The 12,854-nt window shown below is 37.7% G+C and carries 17 protein-coding genes; 11 read left to right on the top strand and 6 right to left on the bottom strand.

Translation table 11 applies throughout. From position 1 onward, the window contains the following. Positions 1 to 101 precede the first annotated feature (101 nt). A complete protein-coding gene (locus tag AA650_RS16690) occupies positions 102 to 917 on the bottom strand; it encodes an acyl-CoA desaturase (protein ID WP_053539866.1) in 816 nt (271 codons plus the stop codon). 86 nt (positions 918 to 1,003) lie between these two features. On the opposite strand from AA650_RS16690, the gene AA650_RS16695 reads away from it, so the two are divergent. Then, positions 1,004 to 2,236 carry a methionine gamma-lyase family protein gene (locus AA650_RS16695; protein ID WP_053539867.1) on the top strand — a complete coding sequence of 411 codons (1,233 nt, stop codon included), beginning with the start codon at positions 1,004 to 1,006 and terminating at the stop codon, positions 2,234 to 2,236. 42 nt (positions 2,237 to 2,278) lie between these two features. After that, the gene (locus AA650_RS16700; protein ID WP_053539868.1) at positions 2,279 to 2,656 is read left to right on the top strand and encodes a GxxExxY protein; all 378 of its coding nucleotides are present in this window, start codon (positions 2,279 to 2,281) and stop codon (positions 2,654 to 2,656) included. Between the two features lie 54 nt (positions 2,657 to 2,710). Here the strand turns inward: AA650_RS16700 and AA650_RS16705 are convergent, their stop codons facing one another. Continuing rightward, the gene (locus AA650_RS16705) at positions 2,711 to 3,910 is read right to left on the bottom strand and encodes a Coenzyme F420 hydrogenase/dehydrogenase, beta subunit C-terminal domain (protein WP_053539869.1); all 1,200 of its coding nucleotides are present in this window, start codon (positions 3,908 to 3,910) and stop codon (positions 2,711 to 2,713) included. A gap of 54 nt (positions 3,911 to 3,964) precedes the next feature. Between AA650_RS16705 and AA650_RS16710 the strand changes: the two genes are divergently transcribed. The 6 genes from AA650_RS16710 (at position 3,965) to AA650_RS16735 (ending at position 6,651) form a co-directional block, all read left to right on the top strand. Further along, entirely contained in the window at positions 3,965 to 4,171 is a 207-nt protein-coding gene (locus AA650_RS16710; protein ID WP_027401799.1) for a type II toxin-antitoxin system HicB family antitoxin, read from the top strand. Further along, positions 4,168 to 4,380 (top strand): type II toxin-antitoxin system HicA family toxin, encoded by a 213-nt coding sequence (locus tag AA650_RS16715; protein WP_039202944.1) that lies wholly within the window; start codon positions 4,168 to 4,170, stop codon positions 4,378 to 4,380. Before AA650_RS16710 ends, AA650_RS16715 begins: the two co-directional genes overlap by 4 nt. A 109-nt stretch (positions 4,381 to 4,489) precedes the next feature. Further along, entirely contained in the window at positions 4,490 to 4,753 is a 264-nt protein-coding gene (locus AA650_RS16720; RefSeq protein WP_039202943.1) for a hypothetical protein, read from the top strand. 253 nt (positions 4,754 to 5,006) lie between these two features. After that, complete coding sequence (locus tag AA650_RS16725) at positions 5,007 to 5,408, top strand: hypothetical protein (RefSeq protein WP_053539870.1); 402 nt, start codon at positions 5,007 to 5,009, stop codon at positions 5,406 to 5,408. A gap of 15 nt (positions 5,409 to 5,423) precedes the next feature. Further along, a complete protein-coding gene (locus AA650_RS16730; protein WP_053539871.1) occupies positions 5,424 to 5,831 on the top strand; it encodes a DUF6575 domain-containing protein in 408 nt (135 codons plus the stop codon). Positions 5,832 to 6,165: 334 nt separating this feature from the next. Further along, on the top strand, positions 6,166 to 6,651 hold the full coding sequence (locus tag AA650_RS16735; RefSeq protein WP_053539872.1) for a hypothetical protein: 486 nt from the start codon (positions 6,166 to 6,168) through the stop codon (positions 6,649 to 6,651). Between the two features lie 24 nt (positions 6,652 to 6,675). On the opposite strand, the gene AA650_RS16740 is transcribed toward AA650_RS16735, so the two are convergent. Together AA650_RS16740 and AA650_RS16745 are read right to left on the bottom strand one after the other, a co-directional pair. Beyond that, entirely contained in the window at positions 6,676 to 6,957 is a 282-nt protein-coding gene (locus AA650_RS16740; RefSeq protein ID WP_039202938.1) for a TMEM165/GDT1 family protein, read from the bottom strand. Positions 6,958 to 6,986: 29 nt separating this feature from the next. Further along, complete coding sequence (locus AA650_RS16745; protein WP_053539873.1) at positions 6,987 to 7,364, bottom strand: TMEM165/GDT1 family protein; 378 nt, start codon at positions 7,362 to 7,364, stop codon at positions 6,987 to 6,989. Between the two features lie 486 nt (positions 7,365 to 7,850). Between AA650_RS16745 and AA650_RS16750 the strand changes: the two genes are divergently transcribed. Continuing rightward, entirely contained in the window at positions 7,851 to 9,032 is a 1,182-nt protein-coding gene (locus AA650_RS16750; RefSeq protein WP_234413213.1) for an AAA family ATPase, read from the top strand. Next, on the top strand, positions 9,029 to 9,760 hold the full coding sequence (locus AA650_RS16755; protein WP_053539874.1) for a hypothetical protein: 732 nt from the start codon (positions 9,029 to 9,031) through the stop codon (positions 9,758 to 9,760). The genes AA650_RS16750 and AA650_RS16755 overlap by 4 nt, the downstream gene beginning before the upstream one ends. A gap of 89 nt (positions 9,761 to 9,849) precedes the next feature. Here AA650_RS16755 and AA650_RS16760 read toward each other — a convergent pair whose 3' ends face one another. Then, on the bottom strand, positions 9,850 to 10,200 hold the full coding sequence (locus AA650_RS16760) for a YkgJ family cysteine cluster protein (RefSeq protein WP_053539875.1): 351 nt from the start codon (positions 10,198 to 10,200) through the stop codon (positions 9,850 to 9,852). 306 nt (positions 10,201 to 10,506) lie between these two features. Here AA650_RS16760 and psb30 point away from each other — a divergent pair, with 306 nt between their 5' ends. Next, the gene (psb30, locus tag AA650_RS26790; RefSeq protein ID WP_071992760.1) at positions 10,507 to 10,626 is read left to right on the top strand and encodes a photosystem II reaction center protein Ycf12/Psb30; all 120 of its coding nucleotides are present in this window, start codon (positions 10,507 to 10,509) and stop codon (positions 10,624 to 10,626) included. A gap of 90 nt (positions 10,627 to 10,716) precedes the next feature. Here the strand turns inward: psb30 and recJ are convergent, their stop codons facing one another. Beyond that, positions 10,717 to 12,762: a single-stranded-DNA-specific exonuclease RecJ gene (gene recJ / locus AA650_RS16765; RefSeq protein WP_053539876.1), complete on the bottom strand. Its 2,046-nt coding sequence runs from the start codon at positions 12,760 to 12,762 to the stop codon at positions 10,717 to 10,719. Between the last annotated feature and the right edge of the window lie 92 nt (positions 12,763 to 12,854).

Genomic DNA, 12,854 nt, shown 5'->3' on the forward strand with positions numbered 1-12,854 from the left:
AAATTTTTAAATTTTAAATTGCCCCATTTACACACAAAAAGTCAATAGTTTTCAGCCAAAGATTGACTATAAAACTATTGACTTTGAGCATGAAATCTGTATTATGCCTTTTTCTCTGCCAGTTTCACATTTGTTGCTAGACCCAGTAATTGCAATAACTGAATTGTCATCCAAGTCATATCAATTTCCCACCATTCCAAACCATGACGAGCAGAGTATTGAAAAGCATGGTGGTTATTATGCCAACCTTCGCCAAATACAAGAATAGCAACCCACCAACAATTAGTTGATCTGTCACCAGAATCATAAGAGCGGTATCCGAATTTATGAGTAGCACTATTTACCAACCAAGTACAGTGATAAACCCAGATAATGCGGACAAAAATTCCCCAGACCACCATTGGCCATCCGCCTAAGAAGTATAAGACCAAGCCCAAAGCAATTTGTAAGAAAATGAAATATTTCTGTAAAAACTGATAAACTGGGTCATCAATAATGTCTTTAGTGAAGCGAGGAACTTGATCGTGAGCGGGAGCGAAATGAATCATCCAACCCATGTGACTCCACCAGAAACCTTGATTTGAATCATGGGGATCAGATTCAGTATCGGAATGTAAGTGGTGAATTCGATGTGTACCCACCCATTCGATGGGACCACCTTCACAAGAAAGTGTGCCAAAAATCACCAAGACATACTCTAACCATTTGGGTGTTTGAAAGCTACGGTGAGTAACAAGACGGTGATATCCCAAAGTAATACCTAAACCTCCAGTTACCCAGTAGAGCAATAAAGCCACACCAACTGCCTGCCAGCTAAAATTGCTAGGAACTAGGGCAAAGAGAGCGCCGACGTGCAATGCAACGAAAAATAGGGTATTAACCCAGTTAATGTGAGGTTTAGAAGTAGCAATTGTCATGCAGTAACCTGAATAGAAATTGTTCAGCCTAGTCTGCGCGATCCTAAAATCCGCATATCTATTTTATGTTTTTGAATGAGGAAACGATGAACAGCTTTGAACAGCTGCGGGAAGCAGAACAGGCGCTATTAGAAATTTTTTCTGGTATTGACGCTCAGGTCAAGCATAATCTTAAACGAGTATTAGATGCCTTTCGTCATCACCGAGTAGGCGCACACCATTTTGCAGGCGTAAGTGGCTACGGACACGATGATTTAGGACGAGAAACCTTAGATAAAGTTTTTGCCCAAGTGATGGGTGCTGAATCTGCGGTGGTGCGAGTGCAGTTTGTTTCGGGAACTCATGCGATCGCTTGTGCGCTGTACGGTGTTCTTCGTCCTGGGGATGAAATGTTAGCAGTAGTCGGTTCTCCCTACGATACTTTGGAAGAGGTAATTGGCTTGAGAGGACAAGGCCAAGGTTCTCTTATTGATTTTGGCATAAAATACCGCCAATTGGAATTAACTGATCAAGGAAAAATAGATTGGCAAAACTTAAGCACTAGCATTACTGACAACACAAAGTTAGTATTGATTCAACGTTCCTGCGGATATTCATGGCGACCAAGCCTTTCCATAGCCGACATAGAGAAAATTGTTTACATAGTCAAACAGCAAAATCCTCACACAGTTTGTTTTGTAGACAACTGCTACGGCGAATTCATAGAAACCCAAGAACCAACCCATATTGGTGCTGACTTAATAGCTGGTTCATTGATTAAAAATCCTGGGGGTACAGTCGTGAGTGCAGGTGGTTATATAGCCGGACGAGCAGACCTAGTAGAAGCCGCCGCTTGTAGACTGACAGCCCCCGGAATTGGTAGCGAAGGCGGAGCAACCTTTGATCAAAATCGCCTGTTATTCCAAGGATTATTTTTAGCCCCGCAGATGGTAGGGGAAGCGATGAAAGGAACATACCTAACAGGTTATGTATTTGACAAACTGGGTTATCCAGTTAACCCCCCACCATTAGCGCCCAGAGGAGATGTGATTCAAGCGATTAAACTCGGTTCAGCCAAAAAACTGATCGCCTTCTGCAAAGCCATTCAACAGTATTCACCCATAGGATCTTATCTAGAACCCATACCCGACGATATGCCAGGCTACGAAAGCCAAGTGGTAATGGCTGGGGGGACATTTATCGAGGGGAGTACCTTGGAATTATCAGCAGATGGTCCATTGCGAGAACCTTATGTGGTTTATTGCCAAGGGGGGACTCATTGGACTCATGTATCTATAGCTTTACAAGCGGCTATTGAGGCGGTGATAAATATAGAATAATCCTCACGCAAAGGCGCAAAGACGCAAAGGAAGAAGGTGGATATGAATGAGAATGAGATGGCAAAGGAAGTTGTTGATGCTGCGTATAAGATTCATACAAGGTTGGGACCAGGTTTGTTGGAATCTGTTTATCAGTCTGTTCTGGAATATGAGTTAGGAAAGCGAGGATTGGCGGTGAAAGCGGAGCAACCCATACCTGTAGTTTATGAAGATGTTCATCTAGAGATAGGTTTTCGGGCTGATTTAATAGTTGAAAACAAAGTTATTATCGAACTTAAATCTGTAGAAACAGTTCACCCGGTGCATAAAAAACAACTATTAACTTACCTTCGTCTCGCTGATAAACGCCTTGGTTTACTCATAAACTTCGGATCATTTCTCATCAAAGACGGAATCTCCCGCATTGCGAACAACCTATAAACTCAGGACAAAGACGCTTCTTCCCTTTGCGTCTTTGCGCCTTTGCGTGAGACCTTATTCCGGTAACTTATACTGCTCCACTATCCGCTTCGCAAACTCCGGTACATGAGCTTCTAATTTCTCTCCATGATTCCGCTTCACATACAAATAATTTCTCGCAAAGTGGGAATCTATGGAAAATCTCGCATATTCCAGTCCTTTGGGGCCAATCTTATCTATCACCACACCCATTAATTTCGCTGCCCACATGGGTAATGTCACTGCTTGATCATAAGCTGGTATGCTTTGCTGTACTGCTGGTTTCCGGTTTCCTTGGGACATGACTGGCTGGGTGTGGAGTTGGTCTTTGACGAGTTCTAACATTTCCTTGCCTGTATCGTTCCTGACTACTATCCATTGCCATTGGTATGGTGCGCCCATATACCCAACGACGATATCAGCGAGGGAGTTGACGTAATCGAAGCAACTCATACATGATGGGGCGAAGATGTCTTTGAGGACGTTGGTTTTTAAGCCGAAGAAGGGGACTGTTTCTTCTGAACCGTCTTCGTGTTTGAAGTGGACTCGGAAGTCTTGCATAAATTCGTAGCTGACGACTGTTTCGGGGGAACGACTGGTGGTTTCTAGGAATTTTTGCAGTCCGGCGCGGGTAACGTTATCTACGCATGGTGTTCCGAGTACGTAGAGTTTTTCTAAGCCGAGTTTTTTCTCTACGGCTCGTAATGCTTGGATTTGACAACCTACTCCAATCACTAATAACCGTTTCATTCCTGATTTTTCTATCTCTTCTAATACAGAAAGATTGGGGGATAGGGTAGGTTTATTGACTTTGGCTGCTAGTATTTGTTCGGCTGTGCGGGCGATAATGGGCATGGGTTGAAAGCGGTCTTCTTTGGTGTTTTGGACACAGACTACGCCTTCGACTAAGCCACGATTGAGCATTTCTATGGCGATGCTGCTAACTATTCCTGTCCATTGTGCGCCTTCGATGGGTTGTTGTTTTCTGGCGGACATCATTTCTTGATGAACTCCAAAATATAGTTCGTTTTCGTTTTCGAGGTTGCGGGGGCGGTTATGGGTGGTGGTTTCTAGTTCGTCTATTCTTTGGGTAATGAAGGCGCAGGCTTCTTTGACGTAATGAATGTAGTAGGTGTCGCATAGTCCGCATTCGCTACAGAGTTCTTTGGCGGGGCGCACGCTTCCGGGTTTGAGGGCTTTGGCTCTTTTGTGTTTGCTAGAATCTATGGAGGTCATATATTTTGATTGTTTTACTCAAATATCGCTTTTATTACCTTACCGTTACAGGCTATGAACTTGAAAATAGAGATTGAACAAGAGGAAGATGGACGCTTTATTGCGGAAGTGATTGATTTTCCCGGTGTGTTGGCTTATGGAAACACAAGACAGGAGGCGGTGGCTAAGGTTCAGGCTTTGGCTTTGCGTGTTTTGGCTGATAAACTGGAACATGGGGAAGTAAAACCAGATTTATTTAGTGTTTCTTTTGCAGCAGCATGAGTCAATGGTCTAGTCAAAAAGCAAAGCGCGTTTTAGCTGCTTTGTTACGTATTGGGTGGAAAATCAAACGTCAATCGGGTTCACACAAAATTCTGTCACATCCTGATTGGGCTGATTTTGTCTTTGCTTTTCATGATAATGAAGAGATTGGTCCGAGAATGTTAGCAAGAATCAGTAAACTTACTGCTTTAACTCCTGATGATTTGTGATATGGATTTATTTGTAATTGTGTGCATTTTATAGTTATTGATAAAGAAATTGACATTCTCAAGCCTTCTAACTTAGAATTTAGCTTGTTATTTTATTAACCTCTTACAAATGAAAGATAACATTTTTGACTTTCTGAAGGGATACAGTGCAGAAGATATTAGTGAAAGAGTTTCCTTGTACAAGTTATTTGGCGGATTCTTGTTTGCATTTGCACTTTTCTATGCAGCGTTTTGGTTTGTTCCGCACTCAGATACTGTCAATGACATTTTTGGAATGAAAATTAGTAACGCATTCGGAAGTCTTGTATTAGCTACTGTTACTTGTATCATAGTAATACTATTTGTCGGTAAGAAGAACCAGTCTAATCCATAAAATTTATCCACTTATGAATTTTTTCTTAATCAGCCTTCGGTTAATTTATTGAGGGTTTTTTGCTGTTAATATACATCTTCCATTATCCCACAAAACCGCCTGAGAATTAATTCTCAGTCTCATAGCGAAAGTCTGTTAAAACAGACTGAATAAATATCAATCTTGATTCAGTTTTAGCTGAATTTTGCTATTAGCGTAATTTCTTGGCGGTGGTGATATCATTTAAAAAATGTATTAAAATAAAAGAAATAACATGAAATGGCCTCAGCATTTTCCTGAAAATTGCCCTTCTGAAGCTGCTCAACCAATTTCAGGAACTATTTACCGTCTGGTAGATAACGACCCTCCTACATCTGATGATTTTAGATCATGGCGTGAACAAAATATAGATCAACCTTGTCCTAAAAACATCACAGAATGTCAAACTTGTGGACTCTCTGTTTTTACCTCAGAAGTAGGAGTTTGTAATGCTCGTAATAAAATTCCTGCACTTCGCAAAAAACAATTAGCATTAGCATATATAAATTCTGATTTAGGAGTAATATTAAACACACCTTCCAGGAAAACAGGTAATGATCATTATACTTGGTGGTTTCCAGCTAATCAAGAACCTTGGCGAAATTTTGAAATTGTTAATATTACTTCTCCTGACTAAACATGAGGTTTATCTATGAAATTACTACCACAATACCCACCGCTAGTAAACCTAGAAATTATTGAAATCTATGAATATTATGATTTTCCCTGTTTATTTAGCTGTCAAAATGCTTCAGGACAGATTTTTTTAGCTGTTTGGATAGATGAAACACCAGATCATAAAACTTGGCTTTATTCTCCCATGTCAAAAGGAAGATTAAAAAATATTCGTTCTGGTAATATTGATTTATATGATGCTTTTAGAAAATCAGAAGATGGTTTTATTTATCAAGCTATAATTCCTGAAAATGATAATTGGGATGTTGTAGAAATTATATTTTGTGAAAATCTCAGTGATGAATGTTTACCTGTATCTGGGGAAACTATTGATTTTTCCGATGCAGCTTTTCCTCTGGAAAATAAGGAAAAAATCAAGATTTAATTTAAAAATACAAGTATCTATAAAAACTACAAAACTCAATTAAAAACTATCTGATAAGAATCTTTATGCTTACAGCAGATATAGAATTTTGGTTAGCATTAGCAAATCTTAAATACTAAAACAGTCAATCTATTGAATTGGATTTTCTGGACGCAAAGATATTAAGTTTTGCAGATTTTTGAATTATTTGTTAATCAAACTTCAAATTTGTTTACAAAATCGTCTGAAACCGCTTTAATAACGCTATTTTTTGGTTTGTAACAGTTAATTGATATTTGTTGTCAAAATCATTGTTTTAGTTAGACTCTAAGAATACAACAAAGCAATTATTTTTATGAACGCTATTTCTAACCCCAATTTGAAAAAGTCAACTTGGCAAACAGCCATTCTCTTAACTCTGGGCTTTTGGCTGAGTGCTAGTCTGGTGTTAGATTGGGTAATTATGCCTAGTCTTGCTGTTGCTGGGATGATGAATGAGGCAAATTTTTCTACAGTCGGTTATGTGGTTTTTGGGAATTTTAATCGCTTAGAATTATTGTCTGCTGCTGTGGTTTTAACTGCTGTGTTAGCTATTAGCAAAACTCAATCTAATTGGCGTTTGGGTATCATTGCTTTATCTGGACTTCTGTTAATAATCGTATTTCTAGATACTTATTTCCTAACTCCCCAAATGTGCGCTCTGGGGGCTAATTTTAGCTTACTCCCTCGTGATTCAATGCCACCAACAATGAATTTATTGCACGGCGGTTATTTTCTGTTGGAAGTTTTGAAGGTGGTTGGAGGAGGTGTGCTTTTAAATTGGTGTTGGCGGGAAGCTTAAAATCAGAGTTTTTTACTTTTTGAATTATTCCTCGTCACTGTTAGGTAATAATAGACGGATGGCGAGGATGGCAAAACCGACGGCTGCGATCGCTTTTAAAATGCGTGTAGGTAAAAATTGGGACACTGCACCACCAGCCAATGCGCCCAGGAGACTTGTTAATACTAAAGCACCCGCTGTACCAAAAAATATAGCTTTTCGAGATTGTCCCTGTCCAGAAAGTGCGATCGCTGCTAACTGACTTTTATCACCCAATTCTGATAAAAACACTGTTACAAAGCTTAGTCCTAAAAGATGCCAGTTCATAATTCCCTAATTCACAATATTTATAAGTATTAACCCTGAATCACATCCCACACCAGCATCAGGGAAATTAACAGCAACATCACCCCGGCTGATTTCTCGACGGTTTTCGGGCTGAGTTTTGTAGATATCCAACTACCTAATAATACTCCCAGTAAGCTAGTAGTAATTAATGCTACTGCTGAACCCAAGAAAACTACCCAAGGGGCATGAGATTCTGCACTCATTAATAAGGTGGAAAGTTGGGTTTTATCACCAATTTCTGCGAGAAAAATTGTAATGAAGGTCGTCCCAAAGACCATAAATACAGATTCTTTAGGTTGGGGATGATCCTTAACTATAGTCTGATGTAACTGGCTTTCAGTTTCCGATAATTGGGAAATGCTGACAGGTGGAGTATCAAGTTTCACAGGCGCTAATATTGTCTCTAGGTTGTTTTCATATTCTTTTCATTTTCTCATATTGTTGTCATAAATTGCAACTGGATTTCTCAAAAACCGACAGCTTGATCAAAACGGATTTGTTCTAAACTGCGATCGCTCTGCTTATATACTGCAAACGGTTCATAGTTTAACCAAATATGAAACCCCTCTGGTAAACCTCTCCCCGCACCCCTCCCTGACCCTCCCCTACAAGGGAGGGAAAAGGAGCAGCTTTTATAATTGGAGAGGCTTTGAAGCTTGTTCTTTGTATGATAAAAAAGTCCAGTTTCTAGCCGTTTTGAGTATACTCGTCAAGAGGCAATATCAAGCAAATAGCAGTATTTATTTTTTGCATAAAGACTATTGATGAGAATACGCGCTTAATTAATGATATTAAAAAGTCATCTAAAACAAAATCTCTGATCATAATTTTGAGTGCTAAAATACCAGACATAAAGCGAATTGAAGATGTTCATGTCAGAAATTCTTTTAAATTCTCTATATAATTATTTGTTAAAAAAAGTAAGAAATATGAAAATACAGAGTTTTAAGTTCAGTAACAATAAAGAAAATTGGCACATTGAGGAAGTTAAATTTGAGGATCTAAATTTACTTGTTGGTGGTTCTGGAGTTGGAAAGACAAGAATTTTAAAGGCACTTAATTTAATTTGTGATGTTGCAAAAGGTATAAATCGCAATTTAGATGATTTGGAATGGAGTATTAACTTCTCTCATTTAGGACAAAATTATAGATGGGAATTAAAAAGTTCCTCAACTAAAAACAAAGAAATGTTTCTCAACGTAAATGAATCAGAGCAACCCGAAATTGTGTATGAAAAATTAGTTCGATATGATGATAATTCTGAATTAGAGATACTTCTCCGCACTGACTTATATTCAAAATTCAATAACGAAAAATTACCTAAATTGAAAAGAACTGAAAGTGCAATTACTCTTCTTTCAGAAGAAGATTTAATTATTCCAGTTCGTAAAGCATTTGAGAGATTAATATTTAACTTTGAAACTCGTCAACAATCAATGATTGGACTTGGTTTTAATTTTTCTAAAATACTAGAAATTCAGAATTATAAAGAATTTGTTGCTGATTTTCCGCCAGTCTTAAAGGCTTTTTATTTACAGAAAGTTTTTACAGATGTTTTCAATGAAATTAAAGAACGTTACATTGATGTTTTTCCAGAAGTAAAAGATGTGAGAGTTAGTAGTAAGAGAGATTCATATGGTGATTTTATGCTATTCTTGGAAATTCAAGAAAATGGTTTAGAAGACTGGATTCCTCAAGAGCGAATTTCATCCGGTATGTTTCGTACTTTAATTTTTTTAATTGAAGTAATTACTGCTCCTGAAGAATCCGTGATTTTAATTGATGAATTTGAAAATAGTTTAGGGATTAACTGTATGGCTGAACTAACAGACTTTATCCTTGATAAATCCCCAGATGTACAGTTTATACTTACTAGCCATCATCCATATATTATCAATAATATTCCTTGGAAAACTTGGCAAATAGTTAGTAAATCTGGAAATAAAGTCAAAGTTAGAAAATCTTTAAATATTCCAGAACTTAACACAGCTTCTAGTTTGGATAAGTTTACTCAATTAGTTAATTTACTTGATAGTGAGGAAGTTTCTGAGTGAATCTTTTATTTTTAGTAGAGGGGGGAAAGACAGAACCAAAAGTATATAAAGCATGGTTACAACATTTATTTCCTAGCTTAACTTTTGTTATTAGACCTGAAGATATGACAATAAATACTTGTCGAATTATCGCAGGTGATGGTTATCCAAATATGGTGAGTAAGCCTAAGCAATATCCAGGAGTTTCTCGACTGGAAGCCTGTTTAATTGATATAGAAAAATTCGGTAATGTCAATCATTTTTTTATATGTATTGACTCCGAAGAAAATTCTTATATTGATCGTTTTCATGAAGTTAAATCTAAACTTAATGATCTAAAGTCAGGCTACAATATAGATAGCTCAAAAACAGAGATTCATATAATAATTCAGCATTGCTGTATTGAAACATGGGCATTAGGTAATGCAGAAATTCCTAACGAATATAGTTCAAGTGGAAGTTCTCCAGTTTTATCGGAGTTTCAGGCATATTACGATATTTTGGTAAATGATCCTGAAGAAATGTCCTCCTTTCCACCTGGATATATTTTTAGGACAAAAGCGAAATTTCATGAACGTTATCTCAAAGAATATCTCCAACAATTTGGTTTGTCCTACACTAAAAAAGATCCAAAGGTTGTAGAGGGTAAAAAGTATCTAGATGCGTTAAAAAAGCGATGTGAATCAATGAATCATTTATCTAGCTTGAAATTATTGTTAGATATATGGGATAGCATAGAAACTTTGTAAGCAGTAGCAAAATTTAGGTACATAAAGATGAATCTCCCATTGATTACTGCGCTCAAAAACACAATGAGAGAATAATTATATGAATTAAATCAAAACCCGACGGCTTGATCAAAACGGATTTGTTCTAAACTGCGATCGCCATAAACCCCCTCAATTTGCTGACGACAGCAATCAATGGCAAAATCGTTCACATCTTCCGGTTCAATTCCATACATCTCTTCAAATGTCTCTGCTACCACCCGACAAAACCGGGGACGGGTGGAGTAGATTTTACATTCCCGCGCACCATGATCATAATTTACGCACCATCCACCCTCGCCGACCATACTAAGATAAAGTTCTAAATCCGGTGGTGAAAGATACTCTTCTAAATCTGGACGATCTGCTGGTGTTAAGTTACAGCAAGCGCCACACTGAGATATACATTGCCAAGTAGCCATATTTTTAACCTTTTAATCTTCCTGTTATACTCATGTATAGTTAATCTTCCTGTTATACCCCTGTATAGGGTGATTAGGATATCAATCATGAAACTCTGACAACAAAAGGATTTTACTCCTGACTGCTGACAAAGGGCGCAGACCCTGCGCCCCCACCTCCTGCTATATTCTACTTTTTTATGACTTTTTCTATAATTTTGTGAACTAAATTAAATTTTCGATCCCCTAAACAGATATGATAAGTTGCGGGTTTTACGATTGAATTATTAAATCTTTTTAAACCATTAAAATCATTGGGAGGAAAAAATGGAGATTTTAGCTAACATCAATTGGGAAGTTGTCTTGCAGTTAACTTGCGTGGGACTAATCGTGGTTTCCGGTCCTATAGTAATCTTCCTTCTAGCATTTCGCAACGGCAACCTGTAAATTGGGTCATGGGTAATGGTTTGTATTGTCACCAATTACCCATTTAGGATCATCGGGGTTTAAATCCCCGCTTAAAAAAGTTTTAAATCTTTAATTCTGCACAGAAGTTGATAAAGCCTGAATTGCAGTTTGTACAATTCCTTCATAGATGGGTTGAGATAGATTTACCTGTTCTGCATTGTCGCGGTTGAAACCTAACAGACCAAATTTATCTTCTGGTTGCATAACTAAAACCTTACCTTCAGAATTTTTAACTCTTAATTCCCTACTCATCCCATTTTCATAGATTCCACAGGTATATTGACGCTGTTTATATTCAAAACTAGCCCGTGATTGATTTGATGAATTAGTGAAAATTTCAAGAACGTGATTTGGGAGTTTTGCACCGATTAACTCCATTTCAATGGTAGTTTTACCATTAAAGTTATTTTCTCGGAGTTTGTAAGCAATATCCAATCTTGATGGTAAGGGAAAATAGTCACCCCAACGCCATGCTATGCCTTTAATTTCTTGACGCTGATTGTCTATAGTTTGGGATACAGTTAATTTAATGTGACCTTTACCAACTATTTTCTGTTCAATCACTTGAACATTCGCAGTCCAAAAAATTGGATCTGAGTTATCAATACCACAGGGATGAAGAATATTTAACTGTTGAAAAAGATCCTGATTAATTTCGTGAATATTAACTTGAGTATCAATTTTCAACAGCGGTTTCAGGTGTTGAGGTTCTAAACACTGATTTGCAAATGCAGATAACCGCAATCTAAATTCTGGTAAATTTTCCGTTGGTAAAGAAAATCCTCCCGCAGCTTTGTGTCCTCCAAATTTACCTAATAAATCTCGACAAGTATCTAAAGCTGCAAATACATGAAATTCAGGAATTCCCCGCGCTGAACCCCGAATTATGCTGTCATTTTCGTAAGTTCCAATAAAGACGGGAACACCATAACGTTCTAGTAAGCGGGAAGCAACAATTCCAATGACACCATGATGCCAATTATCTTTAATAACAACTAATACCCGATCTTTTTGTAAAGAGTTTACATATAAATCTTCAACAATAGAAATGGCTTCTTTTTCAATTTCTTCGCACATTTGTTGGCGTTGAGTATTAGTTTGTTCACACTGGATAGCTTTGGCTAGTGCAATACTAAAATCATCGGTTGTGAGTAAATCAATCACAATTTGGGGATCACCAATTCTGCCGATAGCATTAATTCTTGGTCCCAATCTAAAACCAATATCTTCAGGTTTTAAAGATTTAGAAGTTTGGTTTTTTTCTCCTTCAGTGGCTTGAACTCCAGCAATTTGAATTAATGCTTGTATTCCTGGTAATGTAGATTTTGGTAAGATATTTAAACCTCTTTTTACCCAGCGACGATTCACACCCGTTAAAGGGGCTAAATCGGCAATAGTTCCTAATGTAAATAGGGCTAAAAGTGGCTGTACTAAACCTTTGAGTTCTCCTAATTGTTGGGCTAAACAAACGGCTAAAATATAAGCCACACCCACACCAGCTACACCTCGATAGGGAGAAGATTCAGCGATTAGTTTCGGGTTCAGAATTGCATTGGCTGGAGGTAATATTTGGGGAATATCATGATGATCTGTGATAATGACTTTTAAACCCAATTCTCTGGCTTTGGTAATTGGTTCAACGGCAGAAATTCCGTTATCTACGGTGAGAATTAGTTTCACCCCTTCATCATGAAATTCTTGGACAATCCGGTTATTAATGCCATAACCATCGTGCATTCGACTGGGGATAGCATAATCAACATCAGCACCTAACGCGCGTAAACTGCGGAGTAGTAAAGCAGTGCTAGTCATACCATCTGCATCATAGTCGCCACAGATAGCTATTTTATCTTGATTGGCGATCGCCATTTCCAATAATTCCACACTTGCAGCTAAATCAGGGAATTCTTCCAGAGGAGAAGGTAAATTTAAAGATTCAGGATCTAAAAATATTTTTGCATCTTCTGGGTTTCTCATCCCCCGATTAATTAACAATTGGCTAATAATGGGGGAAATATTCATTAAATTTGCTAATGTTAAACTGGCTTCGGGATTTGTTGCTGCAATTTGCCAACGTTGATTGGGTAAGCGTCTAATTGATTGGTTATTGTTCATTGCCAATTTCCGTCTTTTTCATTGATCATGGCGCGTTATACTGTCGCTAACACAACCTACGTATCTTTTTTAAAATCAAATATTAGTTCTAT

The organism is Anabaena sp. WA102 (assembly GCF_001277295.1).
Classification (GTDB): domain Bacteria; phylum Cyanobacteriota; class Cyanobacteriia; order Cyanobacteriales; family Nostocaceae; genus Dolichospermum; species Dolichospermum heterosporum.